Annotated in this window: 17 protein-coding genes; 5 read left to right on the plus strand and 12 right to left on the minus strand. The window is 42.3% G+C overall.

The features are described 5' to 3' along the window. Positions 1–3: 3 nt before the first annotated feature. The 4 genes from IGJ05_RS05090 to IGJ05_RS05105 form a co-directional block, all read right to left on the minus strand. Positions 4–1,098: a DUF871 domain-containing protein gene (locus tag IGJ05_RS05090; RefSeq protein WP_142437068.1), complete on the minus strand. Its 1,095-nt coding sequence runs from the start codon at positions 1,096–1,098 to the stop codon at positions 4–6. A 1-nt stretch (position 1,099) separates the two neighbouring features. Continuing rightward, on the minus strand, positions 1,100–1,351 hold the full coding sequence (locus IGJ05_RS05095) for a hypothetical protein (RefSeq protein WP_005235223.1): 252 nt from the start codon (positions 1,349–1,351) through the stop codon (positions 1,100–1,102). 28 nt (positions 1,352–1,379) lie between these two features. Then, positions 1,380–2,678, minus strand: coding sequence for a PTS sugar transporter subunit IIC (locus IGJ05_RS05100; protein WP_005225702.1), 1,299 nt, complete (start codon positions 2,676–2,678; stop codon positions 1,380–1,382). A 307-nt stretch (positions 2,679–2,985) separates the two neighbouring features. Beyond that, positions 2,986–3,471 carry a GNAT family N-acetyltransferase gene (locus tag IGJ05_RS05105; protein WP_081116738.1) on the minus strand — a complete coding sequence of 162 codons (486 nt, stop codon included), beginning with the start codon at positions 3,469–3,471 and terminating at the stop codon, positions 2,986–2,988. Between the two features lie 168 nt (positions 3,472–3,639). On the opposite strand from IGJ05_RS05105, the gene IGJ05_RS05110 reads away from it, so the two are divergent. Then, positions 3,640–3,903 carry a hypothetical protein gene (locus IGJ05_RS05110; protein ID WP_123833853.1) on the plus strand — a complete coding sequence of 88 codons (264 nt, stop codon included), beginning with the start codon at positions 3,640–3,642 and terminating at the stop codon, positions 3,901–3,903. A 116-nt stretch (positions 3,904–4,019) separates the two neighbouring features. On the opposite strand, the gene IGJ05_RS05115 is transcribed toward IGJ05_RS05110, so the two are convergent. From IGJ05_RS05115 to IGJ05_RS05125, 3 genes are all read right to left on the minus strand, one after another. After that, a complete protein-coding gene (locus IGJ05_RS05115; protein ID WP_005225698.1) occupies positions 4,020–4,190 on the minus strand; it encodes a hypothetical protein in 171 nt (56 codons plus the stop codon). 131 nt (positions 4,191–4,321) lie between these two features. Beyond that, complete coding sequence (locus IGJ05_RS05120) at positions 4,322–5,197, minus strand: cation diffusion facilitator family transporter (RefSeq protein WP_005225697.1); 876 nt, start codon at positions 5,195–5,197, stop codon at positions 4,322–4,324. Positions 5,198–5,397: 200 nt separating this feature from the next. Continuing rightward, positions 5,398–6,423, minus strand: coding sequence for an NAD(P)/FAD-dependent oxidoreductase (locus IGJ05_RS05125; RefSeq protein WP_438725059.1), 1,026 nt, complete (start codon positions 6,421–6,423; stop codon positions 5,398–5,400). A 266-nt stretch (positions 6,424–6,689) separates the two neighbouring features. Here IGJ05_RS05125 and IGJ05_RS05130 point away from each other — a divergent pair, with 266 nt between their 5' ends. Together IGJ05_RS05130 and mprF are read left to right on the plus strand one after the other, a co-directional pair. Next, complete coding sequence (locus IGJ05_RS05130) at positions 6,690–7,415, plus strand: alpha/beta fold hydrolase (RefSeq protein WP_005225694.1); 726 nt, start codon at positions 6,690–6,692, stop codon at positions 7,413–7,415. A 2-nt stretch (positions 7,416–7,417) separates the two neighbouring features. After that, complete coding sequence (gene mprF, locus IGJ05_RS05135; protein WP_081116742.1) at positions 7,418–9,964, plus strand: bifunctional lysylphosphatidylglycerol flippase/synthetase MprF; 2,547 nt, start codon at positions 7,418–7,420, stop codon at positions 9,962–9,964. Positions 9,965–10,030: 66 nt separating this feature from the next. Here mprF and IGJ05_RS05140 read toward each other — a convergent pair whose 3' ends face one another. Both IGJ05_RS05140 and IGJ05_RS05145 read right to left on the minus strand, forming a co-directional pair. Further along, positions 10,031–10,990 (minus strand): SPFH domain-containing protein, encoded by a 960-nt coding sequence (locus IGJ05_RS05140; protein WP_081116743.1) that lies wholly within the window; start codon positions 10,988–10,990, stop codon positions 10,031–10,033. Beyond that, complete coding sequence (locus tag IGJ05_RS05145; RefSeq protein WP_005225691.1) at positions 10,987–11,199, minus strand: hypothetical protein; 213 nt, start codon at positions 11,197–11,199, stop codon at positions 10,987–10,989. Before IGJ05_RS05145 ends, IGJ05_RS05140 begins: the two co-directional genes overlap by 4 nt. 248 nt (positions 11,200–11,447) lie before the next feature. On the opposite strand from IGJ05_RS05145, the gene IGJ05_RS05150 reads away from it, so the two are divergent. Beyond that, complete coding sequence (locus IGJ05_RS05150) at positions 11,448–11,858, plus strand: organic hydroperoxide resistance protein (RefSeq protein WP_026008061.1); 411 nt, start codon at positions 11,448–11,450, stop codon at positions 11,856–11,858. Between the two features lie 58 nt (positions 11,859–11,916). After that, positions 11,917–12,351 (plus strand): MarR family winged helix-turn-helix transcriptional regulator, encoded by a 435-nt coding sequence (locus IGJ05_RS05155; RefSeq protein ID WP_081116744.1) that lies wholly within the window; start codon positions 11,917–11,919, stop codon positions 12,349–12,351. A 75-nt stretch (positions 12,352–12,426) separates the two neighbouring features. On the opposite strand, the gene IGJ05_RS05160 is transcribed toward IGJ05_RS05155, so the two are convergent. The 3 genes from IGJ05_RS05160 to IGJ05_RS05170 form a co-directional block, all read right to left on the minus strand. After that, positions 12,427–12,789 (minus strand): hypothetical protein, encoded by a 363-nt coding sequence (locus IGJ05_RS05160; protein WP_081116745.1) that lies wholly within the window; start codon positions 12,787–12,789, stop codon positions 12,427–12,429. Positions 12,790–13,066: 277 nt separating this feature from the next. Then, a complete protein-coding gene (locus IGJ05_RS05165) occupies positions 13,067–13,435 on the minus strand; it encodes a DUF7006 family protein (protein ID WP_015509452.1) in 369 nt (122 codons plus the stop codon). 685 nt (positions 13,436–14,120) lie between these two features. Continuing rightward, positions 14,121–16,280 (minus strand): L-type lectin-domain containing protein, encoded by a 2,160-nt coding sequence (locus tag IGJ05_RS05170; protein WP_375352035.1) that lies wholly within the window; start codon positions 16,278–16,280, stop codon positions 14,121–14,123. Positions 16,281–16,307 lie beyond the last annotated feature (27 nt).

The raw sequence follows: 16,307 nt of genomic DNA on the forward strand, positions 1-16,307 counted from the left end.
TCGTTACACCTTCCTCTCTGTGAAAGTGAATTTCGACCAAGGATGGATAAAGGGCAGCAGAACTAACTCTTGTTCGACGATCGAACCGATTTTATTTTTTCGTGGATCTGAGTGAGGCTCTAGCACGACTTGCAGCTCGTTTTTGTACTTGCCAAAACGATCGTTGCCGATCACAACGTCCCCTCGTTGAAAGACGCCTTCGTGGTCATGGACAGGATTGTCATGGTTCTTATACTTTTTACGAACTTCTGTGGAACGGATCATCCGATCGGTGATGTCGCCTCGACGGTAATGCTGCTCGTTCAGGGCGATTTGGCGTTCAACTTCATTGATTTCAGGCACAAATTCAATAGCAAATGCGGTCTGATAGCGATCAATCGCTCCTAGCGCTGCCAATTCTGCTTCAGAAGCATAAGCATTTCCGATAATGACATCGTCGATCAAGCCTGTGGCAAACAAATGTTTTGCGGCAGTTTCTACAGGCATTTTCCGGTGCATTTCTAAGGTCGGTAAGCCATCATTGATATCCCAAGGTCCGATCGTTCCCGTTTGAGAAGAGATAAATGCGGCAGTTCGAATGCCTTTTTCCTTGAAACGACGACTGCATTTTTCAAAGAAATCATAGGGCAAGGCAGTCCCTTCTTGCGGATAGAAATTGTGGCAGCCATATAAGTAAGGAATGTTGGCTTGATAGGTCAAAATATTGTCTAAATATGCCACATCATTGCTCATATTCAATTCAACAGCTAAGCCAAAGGGATTGTAGGTCAACATCGCTTCTTTATTGCCGTCAAAGCCTAAATCTAAACGAATCCCATCGGCACCTAGTTCATGGAAAAAGGTCAAGTCATCATAGGAGATGCCTAGTTCCGAAAAGATGGCTGGTGCCACGTCTAAAATCGTTTCATAGCCTAATCCTTTGGCAAAATCAATCAACGCTTTAAACTTTTTCTGCACGTTTTCTTTGCCGTCACTCACTTCCAGCATACTCATAAAAATGCGGCTAAAGCCATAATCATGGGCTAATTGCAGATAGGCTTTGTCTGTTTCAAAATCACTGTGATCGGGATACACCGATACTCCTAGTTGTCTTTTCAACTTATCTCATCCTCATTTCTTCATAAAAAGCAGTAAAACGTGTCAGTAAAAGCGAACTGCAAACAATCGTCGCCGTCATCGTCAAAAATGGTCCCCACGGAAACTGACGGCTCAGTAGGATCGCTGCAGCAACGCCAAGAATCCCGAACAAAAGCATCCGCCAAAACGGCACTTCTTGAATTTTTTTCCCTTGTGCTGATTTTGTTAACCAAATTTGACAACCAAAAAATAAACAAATGGCATAAATCCCCATGTTTGCACCTCACTCTTTTTTGTCTTGCTTAAGCGGCTGTTTCTTCTTCTTGTTCGCGGGCAATCTGCTGTTTCTCAAAGACTTTAAAGAATGGGTAGTAGATTGCGAGTGTGATAAAGAAGTTGACGATCACTAAAATCGCTGCTGCGATACTCCAGTCCGTACTCATCCAGGCGGCGATTGGTGCTGGAATGGCAAACCCAAGTCTGGCAGCCATCATCGGTACGACACCCGTAATGGTCGCGAAGTAAGAAATCGTTGTCGTAATCAACGGTGCCACCAAGAACGGAATGCCTAAGATTGGGTTCATTACGATCGGTGCACCGAAAATCACTGGTTCATTGATATTGAATAAGCCTGGCAAGATGGACAAACGGCCCAATTGTTTCAAGTATTTTGATTTGGAGAAGAAGAACAAAACGACCAACGCTAAGGTCGTACCGGCTCCACCGATCCAGACGAACCATTGTAAAAATTGTTCCGTAAAAATATTAGGCAATTCATGCGCATTGCCAGATGCTTGGAACGCTTCCATATTTTCAGCAATGGAAATATCCCAGAATGGACGAATGACAGGACCCATGATGGCTGGTCCATGAATCCCCAGTACCCAGAAGAAACAGATCAAGAAGACAGTCAATAAACCACCAAACAAGCTGTTACCAGCTAGCACGTCTTTTAACGGCATCAACAAGTTACTTAAAAAGCCATTGATATCAAAGCCTAACATATGACGGATCACCCAGAACAATATCAGGATCGCTCCTCCAGGAATCAACGCCATGAATGAATTCGTCACTTCTGGTGGCACGCCATCTGGCATTTTGATGGTAATGTTTTTTACGATAAAGAAACGATAGATTTCAACGGATAAGATTGCCGTGACGATCGCGCCAAACAAAGAGCCTGATCCTAAGTTTGCCACATTGATATAGCGTCCCGCATCAATGATGCCTTCCACAGAATCGAAGACTCGCAACGGTGGTGCAGCGGTTACAAGAAAGGACATCGTTGCTAAGATACCCGCAGTCAATGAATCCAGCTTGTAGCTTTTTGCTAGCGATGAAGCAATCCCATACGTTGCATACAATGCCAATAATCCGACTGTATAACGAAAGGGAATATCCAAAACTTCCCGATACGGTTCGATCACCGCAGCGACTGATTCGATGGGAAAATTCAGTAAGATCGTGAAGAAAGACCCAACGATCGTTAACGGTAACGTAGCGATGATCCCCTTACGAATCGCTACCATGTGCCGTTGCATCCCCACTTTATTTGCAATCGGCATCAACTTCTGTTCAATAAATTCTACAAACCCTTTCATAATTGCCTCCTTAGTTTATAACATTATAATGTTTATACAAGGATAATAGCACAGTGCTTCCTAGGAGTAAATATGTTTTTTACGAATAGACGAAACTATTTTTAACAGTTTAAAAGAACATTTATTCATCGTAATTTTACACTGTAGCACAACTTAAAAATTTATGTGTTGATGAGGAATTTTAAAATTAGCTAGATACAAAAAAACCTATTGGCAATGTTTCCCAATAGGCACGATATTAAATTCAAAAATAAGATTCTTGCTTCATTTAATTTTTTTTGGTTTATCAAATGAATTTCCTGCTTAATTATACTTTCTTCTCATAAATAAAATCATCCATCACAAACCCCGAACCAATCGCAACGGTGCGTTTAGAAACACGCTTAAAGCCGCGATGCTCATAAACAGCGATCGCTTGCTGGTTTTGTTTGTTGACGTTTAAATGCAGTGTTTTGCCTGAGGCGATCTCCTCATACCAATCAAAGACTTGGCTGGCATAGCCTTTGCCTCTAGTGGATTGATGGAGATACAATTTACTCAAATAAATCTGCTGCTGCGTTTCTTCATACGCTGTATATCCTACTGCTCGGTCTCCTTCTAATAACAAAAGATAGACTGCTCCTTGCTGGACTTCGTTTTGAATCGCTGCTGGTGATTGGTAATGAGCCAGCATATACGCGACTTGATCGGACCCAATGATAGGTGTAAACACTTCTGGCCAGATTTCTTTGATCAAACGATCCAACGTTTGGAAATCTTCAGGTGATTGAACGATTTTTTTTGCGATTGCCATAAGAACCCCTTCTTTCTGCTGCACGAAACAAAAACTCGTTTATAAATATCTCTATTATAAGGGATACGGAAAAAAAAGAAAGGGCACGTGGAACAAAGACCCCAAAATGTCTCAAAAGATGGTAAACTAGAAGTGAAAAAATGGTGACGAAAAGGAGGTAGCAACACCATGCAGCTCTTGCAACTACTTTTACTGGCAATCATTTTTGTTTCGTTCTTCATGGCGTTGATTGGCTGGGTTTTATCGATGACCAATGGCTTGATCTTCTCTCGTTCTCCTCAGCAATTTAAAGCGCATGCCCATGATCCTAACTATGAAAAAGAACGACAAGCAGGCAAGCGCTTGAAAGAGATTATATTTCGACGCATTGTTCCTCTAGGAATAGCCTCTTTGTTCGTCTATGGGTTAATCGCACTATTAAACGTCCTTTAAAAGTTTTTAAAAAGACTCAAACAAATCAAAAAACAACCGGCATCTTTTCCTGTTGATCAATGCGCCTTTCGCTTTCGCTGAGGGGAACATCAATGCATAAGATGCCGGTTTGTTTTTTATTTGCTTACTGCTGCTTTAGAGGCTTGAACTTTTTTCAGTAAAGCGAAGAGGACTTGGCTATCATCAATAGCCGCAATATATTGTTGGCAAAGTGCCATCATTTCTGTTTCATCCATTTTATCTAAAGAAATAACTAACTCATTTTCTACTACCTGCTTATTATTCATAGGGCTCCCTACTTTCTTCCTTTGTTACCTCTAGTTTGCCATGAATGAGCAGGTTCCGTAAGAACTTTTCAGTTTACAAACAGGAAACGGGTGGTTTACATCCTTGTCCTATCAAGGTTTTTCCAGAAAATTTATTCGGTAGCAGGCTCGATGTGGATGTCAGTATCAAACACCTGAAAACGATCAGCTAAGAGATCTTCAATAGCATCTGCTACGTTATGACTCTTTTCAACCGTCAAAGATTTGTCCATCGTCACGACGACATCGAGAAAAACATTGGCGCCATACATTCTTCCTCGAATCGATTTGACAGATTTCACTTCAGAAAAACCAGCGATTGCCGCTTCATACTCCACGACTAGCGATTCATCAAACCCATCAGAAAGTGAAAAGGCACTCTCACGAAAAATATCGACGGCGGTTTTGATAATCAAAAGAGCTACCACGATCGCAGTCAAACTGTCCAGCCAACCGATACCAAATGAGGCGGCAAAAATAGCGATCGCCGTTCCAATACTCGTCCACGCATCGCTGCGGTTGTCTTTAGCAGCTGCTAGCAGAGCGGAGCTTTTTACGCGAGCGGATAATCGCTTATTATAGTAATACATGCCATACATCAAAATAGCTGAAATGATACCGACGACTGCCGCGATCATATCGGGACTTTGCGTTTCTCCGAGTAGAATCGTTTGAATGGAAGACCATAAGACTTGCAGACCGACTGCCAGCATAATCAAGGATGTTACGAGACTCGCCACGTTTTCTGCTTTCCAATGACCATATTTATGGTCTTCATCTGCTGGCTTTTGAGCCAAACGCAAACCAATCAAGACAGCGATCGACGCTACGATATCCGTCGCATTGTTCAACCCATCTGCCCATAGTCCTTCAGAGTTTGCCAAACGACCGATGGCAAGTTTGGCGATGGAAACCAAAATGTAAGCAACGATACTTAAGATGGCGCCTCTTTCTGCTTGTTTTAATTCTGCGTATCTTGTTTGATTCATGTCATCCCCTCCAAATAGTCAACTTGAAAATAATAGCTGAAATTTTCACAGTTTGCATCATTTATTTGAGAGATTTTATTTTTTAGGAGCGGCAAACATTCACTTCTAGTGAAACGAATTTCTGTTCTGAGGACACCAAAAAAGCAGGACCCATAAGGGACTCCTGCTTTTTCTACTTTTTCTTTCACAAAGAAGCGTTGCTACTCATTGACCAACAACTGGCGATTTCTTTCACTGAATTTCTCATTGTGGGATGAAACCATCGCCTGTGGGACACTGGTCGGCTCTAAATAGTGCTTGATTTGGTTGACTGCTTGCGCAGCATCTTGAAAGGCTCCCGCCAAAAGATTCACTTTGCCTTTGAAATAATGAATGTCGCCCGCCGCAAAAACACCAGGATGGCTAGTTTTTGTAGGAATCTCGCAATTGAGGTAAAAGTCTTCATGGCGTGCAAGATCAAAGGAGACTTTATCTAACAAGCCACTGTCACGGTCATACCCGTGTTGGATCAGTAGATGATCGCATAAAAAATCGATCGTTTCATGGTTGGCACTGTTTTTTAGTCGTAGAACCATATTGAATGTTTCTGCTTGATTCACCCCATCGATGGTGTGATTCATCAGCACTTGAATCCCTTCTGCTTTCATCTTCTTTACTTGTGCTTCATGAGCTTTCAATTTTTCTCCTCGGTAACACAGGGTGACTTTGGCACCATAAGACACTGCTTTGATCGCATAATCCACTGCCGCATCACCGCCGCCAGAGATCACTAGATGCTTGCCTTGGATCGCTTGCTGGTCAGGAAACTGATAGTGGATATAGTTGTCGACATTATTATGGATGAAACATGGCAATTTTTGGGGAGAAACGACACCGCCGCCGATACAGACTAAAACGGTGCGTCCAACATGGGTCCTCCCTTGGTCATCCACTGCATAAAAAAGGTCGTCTTCCTTGGTCAATGAAATGATTTTCGTTTTCAGATAGATCGTTGGATCAAACAAATTGGCCTGTTCAATCAAGTGTTCTTTGACTTTCTTTCCCTTGGTGGGCGGCAATGCACCCACATCCCAGACCATTTTTTCAGGATAGAAATTGATCTTCCCGCCTAATTCGGCTTGTGCTTCAAACAATACGACCGATAGATCACGTAATCCAGCATAAAAACTCGCATAGAGTCCAGTGGGTCCTCCGCCGATAATCAGAACATCTGCTATAGTGGTCATTGGCTAGCCTCTCTTTCGTAAATGAAAATCATTCTCAATTAGTTAGTTCGATTATAGACAACGATCGTCCATTTGTAAAGAATTTTCTGAAAACAAATTAATTATGTTTACCAATTATTTTTCTTTACATTGTAAAGAAAAAAGCCTTTTCCTGAACTTCTGGTAAAAAAAAGATGAGCAGATTGTTATTTTTTCTCATTTTATCTAGTGATATATTTGTGATCGTCCCTGACTTCAAGGTATACTCTTAGAAAGTAGGTGAAAAAATGGAAGTTGAAAAATGTTACGCGCCCTTACCGGACGGGTCTGTCCTCTATTACGAGAAAACCGGTTCAGGACGCCCTCTTTTTTTATTGCACGGAAATGGCGGCAGCAGTGCCTATTTCTCAAAGCAGGTCGACGCTTTGCGTCAAAAACATCAACTGTATTTAATCGATAGTCGAGGACATGGCAAATCCACCAATACGCAGAAGAAAATCGATTTTTTTAAAATGGCAACAGATCTCTTAGCAATTATTCAGCAAGAAAAGCTAACGAAAATCGCCTTACTAGGATTTAGCGATGGTGCCAATCTGGCGATGGTCTTTTGCCATCTCTACCCAGAGCATGTCAGCTGCATGATTTTAAACTCTGGCAACACGGAACCGCGAGGTGTGAGGCTCTTTTCTCGAATCGGCAGTGTCTTGCAATATCTGATCGTTTGGCTTTGTTCCCCATTCTCCAAAGGCATGCGGGGCTTTCTGCCTATTTTGGGATTGTTGTTTCGTCCAATCGGTTTATCTACAGCCGATTTGAATCACCTCAGTGTGCCGACATTGATTTTGGTCGGCAAACGTGATTCGATCAAGCTTTCCCATTCTTTTTATATTGCAAACAGTATCCCTCAGTCCAATTTTATCGTTGTCAAAGGACAAGGACATAGTTTTGCACGAAAGAATCCTGAAGTTTTTAACACGAAAGTATTATCTTTTTTAGAAAAGGTCGGTGAATAACTATGAGAATCTTTACTTGGCTCCGTGACCACCGCTCACTGTTTAAAACCCTCTTCTTAATTGCAGTCGCCGTGATCGTGTTCGGCGAGCTGCTTTCGTTAAGCAAGACGATTTCGATTGATCAACTAAAACAATTGTTTGCGCAGCTATCCCTTTGGCGAGTGGCTTTAATGGCTGTCATTGGCTTACTGTGTGTTTTTCCCATGGTCTTATATGATATCGTCTTGAATCGCTTACTAGGGGACAAACCTGAACGCCGCTATTTACTAGAAACCAGCTGGATCATCAATACCATGAACAATTTGATCGGCTTTGGCGGATTCATCAGTATCGGGTTAAGGTCGGAATTCTATGGCAAAGGAAAAAAAGGCAAAGACGTTGCCCAAGCAATATCGAAGATTTTTATCTACTTGATGTCTGGTCTTTCGATTTTATCGCTTGCAGCGCTGGCATTCGTCCTCTTCGGTCCCACGACCGATTATCTCCAACAGTATTGGATCTGGCTTTTAGGCGGCAGTCTTTATTTTCCAATCGTCTATGCGCTTAGTTTTTCCAAAAAAAATGCCTACTTAGGTGGGCTGCAACGACGTGATCGTCTGCAGCTGATCGCCGCTTCCTTATTGGAATGGCTAGGTGTTTTTGCCGCCTTCTTTACGACGGGTCTGTTGATGGGTCTCTCGGTCGATGTGTTTCAACTTTTGCCGCTTTTCATCGCTGCTTCCGTGATTGGGATCGTCTCGATGATTCCTGGCGAACTGGGAACCTTTGATGTCATGATGATTATGGGAATGGGTTCACTACAGATTCCCCGTGAAAGTGTCATTGCCTGGCTCTTGCTGTTCCGTCTGTTTTATTACATCATTCCCTTTTTGATCGGTTTGCTTTTTTTCTCAAAAAATGTCGGTGTCTCCCTCAACCAGCGCTTTTCTGGTATTCCAAAAAGCTTGTTGTTGGAAGTGTTCCACAAGATCGAAGTGTTGCTGCTTTATCTGACTGGAACGATGTTGGTGCTTTCCGCCACGATCCCAGAAGCCTTTGATCAAATCAAATGGTTAGCCCACCTCAATCCGATTCGCTTGAATTTTGTGATGCAGTACCCGAGTATCTTTCTCGGCTATCTCTTTTTGATCGCCGGTCGCGGCATCTCTGCCCGTGTCAGTCGCGCGTATATGCCGACGCTTTTGTTGATTGCAGCAACAATCGCCTATGCTATTTTTGCGGGTTTCCGCTTTTCGACCATGCTGTTTCTTCTATTATTACTGGCGATCATGATTTTTTCAAAAAGCGAGTTATTCCGAAAGCAACTGGTTTTCGCTTGGGAATGGCTAACGATCGATGGTTTGCTGATTGGTTCATTGACGATCCTCTATGTCATTATCGGGGTCTACAATATGCCCCATATCAATCGGCATCCGACGCATCACCATTCGATGGATTTTTTGCTTTTCCCTTCTGAAAAATTATGGCTCCAAGGCTTCGTTGCGATTTTATTCGTCGCCGTTGCGATGCTGCTGTTTGCACGCTACTTGATGGGACCAAAGCACCAACTCGGTGTCAGTGCCGCCACCGATAAAGTGAAGCATATTTTGAACACTTATGGCGGCAATAGCGATAGCCATCTTGTCTATTTAAAAGACAAGCAAGTGTACGTTTATCCAGAAATCGGCGAGCCGACGGTCTTTTTTCAATTTACGACCTTTAATAATAAATGCTTAGTCATGGGGGATCCTTCTGGGAAGCAAGCAGACTTTCCCCAGGCACTGGAAACCTTTTTAACAGAGATGGATCAGTGGAATTACTTGCCAGTCTTTTATGAAAGTAGTGAAGAAATGGTGATGCTACTGCATGAATTCGGGTATGACTTTATCAAATTCGGTGAGAAAGCCTATGTGGATCTGCCTAGCTTCACCCTCTCAGGAAAGAAAATGAAGGGACAGCGGGCATTGAACAACAAGATCACCAAAGAAGGCTTTACCTTTGATGTGCTCACTCCACCCTTTTCAGCCGAAACCTTTGCCACCCTTAAGGAAATTTCTGACAACTGGCTAGATGGACGGAAAGAAAAAGGGTTCTCCCTTGGATTCTTTTCAGAATCCTATCTGAGTACCGCACCAATTGCAGTCGTCCGTAATCAGCAACAAGAGATCGTCGCGTTTGCTTCCTTTATGCCAACCTATCAGACAGGCTTAGCTTCCATTGATCTGATGCGTCACGATCCTGAAAAAGCCCCGAACGGAACGATGGATTTCTTGTTTATTCAGCTGTTTGACTATTTTAAAGAACAAGGCTACCAACAATTCGATTTAGGTATGGCACCATTAGCCAATGTTGGTACTTTCCGCAGTAGTTTCTTACAAGAGCGGATCGCCTATCTCGTTTACACTTTCGGGTCTCGCTTCTATTCTTTTGAAGGATTGCGGGAGTACAAACAGAAATATGCCGCTTCTTGGTCCCCTCGCTACATCTTATATTCTCGGGACAGTTGGATCGGTTATGTCATGATTGCTCTGTTGATCGTCGATAATCAAGCGGCAGACAAAACGAAATAAAAAAGCTCAAATGCGCCGGTTTATTCTCGGAGCATTTGAGCTTTTTTCATTTGTTGCGCTTCAAAGTTATTCTACTGATTTAGATGGTGCGTTTTCCCAAAGTTGTTTGACGACTGGAATATTTCCTAGTTCCGTCATATTGGATGGCAGAATGACCGTGTTGGTATTGCTGTTGACCACGTCTTTAAAGGCTTCGATCCCTAGATAAGATAAGGAGCGCTCGTCTAGCTGGCTTTCTTTGATTGCTTCATTGATAGCTAAAATCCGTTTGCGTTCAGCTTCAGTGATTTTCGCGATTCGTTCCGCTTCTGCCTCAGCATCGATCCGTACACGTTTTGCCCGCGCCTCTGCATCGATTTGGGTTTGTTCTGCCCGAGCTTGCGCGTCGATCGTCATTTGCGAAGCTTTGGCTTCGGCACTTAAGACTGAAGAAGATTTCTCCCCTTGGGCTCTTGTGATCATGGATTCTTTGTCTCTTGAAGCTGTGATCAATTTATTCATTGATTCAATGATTTCTTGGGAAACTTTGATTTCCCCGATATTGATCCGGTCGATCGCTAACCCATAGCCAGCAGTGATGTCTTTGATTGAAGTAAATAGAGCCACGTTGATTTCTTCAGTTCCATTTAGAACCTCGTTCAGATCCATTTTCCCGATGATCCCCCGTAAGTTTGATTGGGCATCTTGAATCATTGAGATAACGGAGTTTTCATTTTCGTAAACAAAAGCACGAACATCAGTGACGTGGTATTTGATTGCTTCATCGATCTGCACGATTACGTTGTCTTTCGTAATTGCACTTTGCGGTTCGATCTCCAAAGGAATCTGTTTCAAGGACACTCTTTCTCTAACTGTATACAAAATCGGAACAAGAAAATGAAGACCTGGCTCCAACGTTCGAACATATTTCCCAAAACTTTCCACAACTTTGACTTCCCCTTGACGAACGATCACAGCAGTGCTTGCGATCAGCCAAATCAGAACCACTAATACGAAGATAACTAAAATAATTTGGATAATGATCATTGTAAAAACCCTCTTCCATTTTCAAATAATGTATTGTTAACACGGGTCAATAAGACACCGTTTTCAACCCCGATAATCTCTAACATGACATTTTCAGCAGGAATCCCTGCAATCACTCGATATTCTGTGTAGGTGCCATAAAGACGGATATAGCCTGAATAATGATCCGTCAGCGATCGAAAATAACGTCCAACCGCTCGTTGTTCCATGTAGTCTACGATGATTTTCCACCCTCTTTGCCTTCGTGCAGGTTATTTTTCGTTTCAATTGATTCGTTCATTCTATGACAAGTGTTACTAACTATAATAGCACGTTTCACCCAAGAGGACAGTATACATTTCATAATTCCCTCCTTTTTAGAAAAAAAAGACGAGCTGAAAACAAATCCCTTGCATTTGCCAAATAAATTTCATACAATCTAATTGTACAAAATATAAAAATCAGGAGTGAAGAAATAATGAAAAAAATGTATTCGACAAAAATGATCAACACTGGCGGCCGCTCAGGAGAAGTTCATAGTCCCGATCATTCATTTGAACTAAATATTACTGCACCTGGCAAACGTGTTGAAAATGCCACCAATCCAGAACAACTTTTTGCGGCTGGGTTTAGTGCTTGTTTCAATAGTGCCCTTGAATTAGTAAAAAGCAACAAAGGAATCGACGGTGCTTCGACTGTCAGTGCACAAGTGACGTTATACGCAGAAAGTGAATCAAGCTTTGTTTTAGGCGTTGAGATCGAAGGTCAAATCGAAGGTTTATCAACAGAGGAAACACAAGAATTGCTTGAAATCGCTCATACCGTATGTCCTTACTCAAAAGCTACAGCTGGCAACATTGAAGTGACTGTCAAAGCCGTTAGCGAGTAGACTTTCGTTGAAAAAACAGCTATGATAAGAGGCGGATGTTAGAAAAAGGGGTGAAAACATGAATGTCTTAGCGTTAGAAAACCAATTGTGTTTTCCTCTATACGCCGCTTCAAAAGAAATTATCAAACAGTACAAAAACTTACTGGACCCGTTGAATTTGACCTATACCCAATATTTAGTGATGTTGGTGTTATGGGAAGATGAAGCGATCAGTGTCAAAGAATTGGGGAAGCAATTATGTCTAGATTCTGGCACACTGACACCGGTTTTAAAAAAGCTTGAAGCAAAAGGATACCTAGTAAGAAATCGAAATCAAGACGATGAACGTTCCTTGCGGGTCACATTGACTGATTCAGGCAAAGGACTCCATGAACAAGCGCTAGAGATCCCCTGCAAAGTAACGGAATTCTTGCCCCTTGAACCGGAAGAACTGTCAGTCCTCCACGAATTGACGACCAAAATGGTCCAAAAATTTCAAGAACAAGAAAAATGATCCGCTGTTTTCACAGTGGATCATTTTTTTATCTTTTAAACCTTCACTAACAAACAGCGAAGAAAACGGGATGACCTACGAAGCTTTGGTTTTCAATTCGCCAATAACATTTCGCAACTGAGTTAATTGTTCTGGGTCTTCAATTTTTTTGATCGCAATTTTTACCAGTTCAAAAATTTGTTCCTCCGTCAAACCACTTTGCAAAATCTCCAATTCGGTGACGGCTGGTTGGAAACGACGAGCCAAAACTGACCCACTCATCTTGATACTTGCGATCTCAAGTATCCCTTTATTGACTAACTTACGAATCACTGACAATGACGTGTTGCGATTCAAGCCGAAGCGTTCACTAAATTCGGTACAGCATAGCGGCTCATCCACAGCCCAAAAACAAACTAAGACTTCCCACTCTTTTTTTGAAAAACTCAAGTAATTCATAACTGCTCCTTTCCATGCCAATCAGGCTGGTTCTTATTTTCTAATCAAAACAATCGCAGCTATTGACATAAGCTATCTATCCTCTTCATTTTACGATTGTTTTTTCTTTCACTAAAAGGATTATATACCAATAATAATCCATTTTATTCATAATTTCAAAATAATTTTTATTTTAATGATAAATAACACGTTTAATTCTCCTTCTTCTCCATAAAAAAAAAGCGACTAGATGCGCTAGTCGCTTTCTTTTCTATCAAGTGATCCTAAGAAGAACCGCTTATTGGATGTTGAAGATCAGGCTTTCGTGCTCTTTTTCTTTTAAGGAATAGCCACAAAACTCTTTATTCAAATTCGGATAATCGCGTTCGATCATCTGAATAACCTCGATTTCCGTCAAAAATTTGTCTTCTGACAATTGCAACGAGTTCAACAAGACAAAGCGTGAATCATAGCCTAAAATCTCTGGCATCAATTGCCAAAAATTTGAGTGATCAATTTGTTGGATCGTTTCTTCAAAGTTAGCAATCAATTGTTGTACATGATCATAGACTTTGGGATAATCAGATTTTAACAAATCCAACAGTGCTTGATCGACCACCTTATCCAAATAAGCCTTTGTGTCCGTATAGATTATTGAAGAAATCACTTATTTCATCAATCCTTTCATTCAAATGCCATATTCGACATCGTCAAGGATGGCTCCCTGTTCCTATATATAGCATACTATCGGTGATTTTCGTTCTCAGATTAAGGATAGAATCAAGAAAAAAAGGAGAAGTCGTTTTTTGATTCCTCAATCTTACTCCACAATAGCAAAATTTTGCTGAACTGATAAGCAAAGCGAATCAGCAACATCTGAAAATGAGAAATTTGTCAGATTCCCCTCCTTTTTTAGATAGATTGCCTCTCTTCTATACGAAAAATCAGCCGCCAAGGATCGCATCCTTTAGCGTGATCGATTTGAAACAAACAACCAGCAGCCCTTATTGCCCTTCACAAAAAACGGAGACAGCATAATCTCAGACAGAACCTTCAGCAACATGTATAATTAAAGTAGAGAAAGTCATCAAAAATAAACGAGACGAGGAGTGGAGCAAAGATGAAGAACCATTGTAAATGCGGCAAGAAGTTAACTGGCAATGAAAAAAGCTGTCCGGACTGTAAACACAAAAAACAGCAAACTTTAGATTCCTTGGAAAAATTCGTTAAATACGGCAGTTTTGCTTTAGCAGGCCTATCATTAGTTTTAAAAATTGCGAAAAGTCGACAAAGTTAGCAGTGATCGACTGAGAACTTTAATAAAAAAAAACGCCGTAATGGCGTTTTTTTTATTAGTCTACAATCATACTCTCCAACTGCCAATTGACCGTACCAGTATACGTCCCCGGTTGAATCAAATCAAAATCAGGAACAAATCGTAAATAGCAGTTGTATTCATTTAAAGCAAGGGTCAAATCAGCCTCGCCGTCGGGAAGCTGCTGAAAAAGGATCGTTTCTTCTTTCGTAACTGTTGCCACCAAGTGATCGTCGAGCGGATCATAGATCACGAATTGGACTTCTTCTGCCAACTGCTGCTGGTCTTGCAAGAAATCAGTCATTTGCCCACTAAGCTGCCAAGTCCCTTCACTGCTGTTGCTGATAGACAGCAGTGCCGAGGTTTGATCAAACGAAACAGGAAGATAGGCAAAGCCATCACTTCGGATCGATCGTGCGAGCTCATTTACATTGATTGTCGGTCCGTTGATCGACTCCGGCGCACTGAGAAATTGTACACTGCCTCGAAAATCAATGCCATAATAATGGGTTTCTGATTGATTTCCTTCTGCATCGATCACAAAAGCAGCAAGATAATAAGTGGTTCCCGGCTCCAGATTCGCGGTATCTCGTTCCAACGTGTATGTAAAGGGATCTGCCAATGTGGCACGCTCTATCTGAGCTGTTTCTAAGAAATCTGCCTCCGTCACCGTCTCTGCTTCCGTAAAAAAATCCGTAACATACAAGCGTGCTTGCGTTGAATTGCGGTCATCGATGGTAATCGGGGTAAAGCACAAACGGTTTTCCCGCACGATCTGCTGGGTTTCTTTCGCTTCTTCTAAGGTAGGCACACCCGTTGTCAGCGTGGGCGGAAACACACCGGTCATTGTGTAGGAATGCGTCTCAGGGCTGCCAGATACGAGACTCGATACAAAGGCATTCCCTTGGAAGGTCGTTTGCACAGGCACTGTTTGATTCAAGTTCTCATTGAGCGGCGCCCCCGTATAGGTAATCGAATAGTGGATAAGATAGTCATTCCCTTTGGCTAATGCAGGTAGGGTCGCGACCAACTCACCAGCTTCAACGCTAAAATCAATCGGCGTGCCGCCTTCTGGCATACCATTTACCATCAAATCAGGACCACCGAAATACACTGTCTCATCGACTAAAGAAAAGCCTTCTGGAAGAAACGAACGCAGCTTGATGCCTGCTTCCAACTCCGTTAAATCACTGGTGTCCTTATAAGAAAGATACGTGGCATAAGTAATTGTTTTTTGCGCATCAACGACTGGTGGTTGACTCAGAGCTGTCTCAGTATCTAGCAAAAGCTTGTTGGTGTCACGTTCAAATACGCCTGTACGCAATTCCATATCGACCAAGCCTTCGACATCAATGAATGCCACTGCTTTTTCTTGGACATTTCCACCATTAGCACCAGTAAAACCAAAATAAACTGGCGCATTGTTGGTCAAGTTCAAGTTCGTTTTGAACGTATCATCCACGGGTACCGTGACATCGACCCCAAAATCTGGGACAGAATAATGCAAGGTTTGATTGGGCTGATCGAAAGTAACGGTAAACGTATGCCACTGGCTATCGGAAATATCAGTGACCGCAACAGTATCAAGATGGTTGACGACTTTATACGACGGCAGCCAGCCTTCCGTCGTATAGGCGTCGTTTGAACCTGGAAAATTCCATGCGATATGATGACTATTGGGGGCATCACGATCTATGGCACCATGGAGACCCAGACTACCAGAATTGTAGTAAGTATCGAATTCGATGGCAAAGCTTTGCGGAATCGCTCCGGTATTCAGTGGGTCGGTTCCCCCTACATTCGACCAAACACCAATCGTTGGACCGGCTTGTTGAGCAAGTGCATTTAAGCCAATGCTTTGCATAACAAAAGCTAAGCCATCGCTATCAGCAGCTGCATTTTCAATGCAAAAAGCCATTTCTAAACGAAAAGATCGGGTAAAAGAAACCGCTTTGTTGAACCAAACGCCCCCACTAACATTTGATGTCACCCCATCATTTATCTGAACATAGTTATAGCCATCCGATCCTTGCGGAGAACGAGCTTGCCCCACCGTAGTGATCAAGGTCTCATCGATCGGCAACGTCGCAAAATCTGGCTCAACGACGGTCGCCTCAACAGATGCGTTTCCTGTATAGCATAAGGCGATACCTAACAAGAAGAAAAGTAAAAAACGTGTCGTAAGAAATTTTTTCATCGTCATCCTCCGCTTTGTTTGATCAAG

Origin of the sequence: Enterococcus sp. AZ167 (genome assembly GCF_051714025.1) — a bacterium.
Classification (GTDB): domain Bacteria; phylum Bacillota; class Bacilli; order Lactobacillales; family Enterococcaceae; genus Enterococcus_D; species Enterococcus_D casseliflavus.

Excerpts from the sequence above, each read along its gene's own strand:
- IGJ05_RS05095 (WP_005235223.1), bottom strand. The coding sequence starts at position 1,351 with ATGGGGATTTATGCCATTTGTTTATTTTTTGGTTGTCAAATTTGGTTA.
- IGJ05_RS05100 (WP_005225702.1), bottom strand. The coding sequence starts at position 2,678 with ATGAAAGGGTTTGTAGAATTTATTGAACAGAAGTTGATGCCGATTGCA.
- IGJ05_RS05105 (WP_081116738.1), bottom strand. The coding sequence starts at position 3,471 with ATGGCAATCGCAAAAAAAATCGTTCAATCACCTGAAGATTTCCAAACG.
- IGJ05_RS05110 (WP_123833853.1), top strand. The coding sequence starts at position 3,640 with ATGCAGCTCTTGCAACTACTTTTACTGGCAATCATTTTTGTTTCGTTC.
- IGJ05_RS05115 (WP_005225698.1), bottom strand. The coding sequence starts at position 4,190 with ATGAATAATAAGCAGGTAGTAGAAAATGAGTTAGTTATTTCTTTAGAT.
- IGJ05_RS05120 (WP_005225697.1), bottom strand. The coding sequence starts at position 5,197 with ATGAATCAAACAAGATACGCAGAATTAAAACAAGCAGAAAGAGGCGCC.
- IGJ05_RS05125 (WP_438725059.1), bottom strand. The coding sequence starts at position 6,423 with ATGACCACTATAGCAGATGTTCTGATTATCGGCGGAGGACCCACTGGA.
- IGJ05_RS05130 (WP_005225694.1), top strand. The coding sequence starts at position 6,690 with ATGGAAGTTGAAAAATGTTACGCGCCCTTACCGGACGGGTCTGTCCTC.
- mprF (WP_081116742.1), top strand. The coding sequence starts at position 7,418 with ATGAGAATCTTTACTTGGCTCCGTGACCACCGCTCACTGTTTAAAACC.
- IGJ05_RS05140 (WP_081116743.1), bottom strand. The coding sequence starts at position 10,990 with ATGATCATTATCCAAATTATTTTAGTTATCTTCGTATTAGTGGTTCTG.
- IGJ05_RS05145 (WP_005225691.1), bottom strand. The coding sequence starts at position 11,199 with ATGGAACAACGAGCGGTTGGACGTTATTTTCGATCGCTGACGGATCAT.
- IGJ05_RS05150 (WP_026008061.1), top strand. The coding sequence starts at position 11,448 with ATGAAAAAAATGTATTCGACAAAAATGATCAACACTGGCGGCCGCTCA.
- IGJ05_RS05155 (WP_081116744.1), top strand. The coding sequence starts at position 11,917 with ATGAATGTCTTAGCGTTAGAAAACCAATTGTGTTTTCCTCTATACGCC.
- IGJ05_RS05160 (WP_081116745.1), bottom strand. The coding sequence starts at position 12,789 with ATGAATTACTTGAGTTTTTCAAAAAAAGAGTGGGAAGTCTTAGTTTGT.
- IGJ05_RS05170 (WP_375352035.1), bottom strand. The coding sequence starts at position 16,280 with ATGAAAAAATTTCTTACGACACGTTTTTTACTTTTCTTCTTGTTAGGT.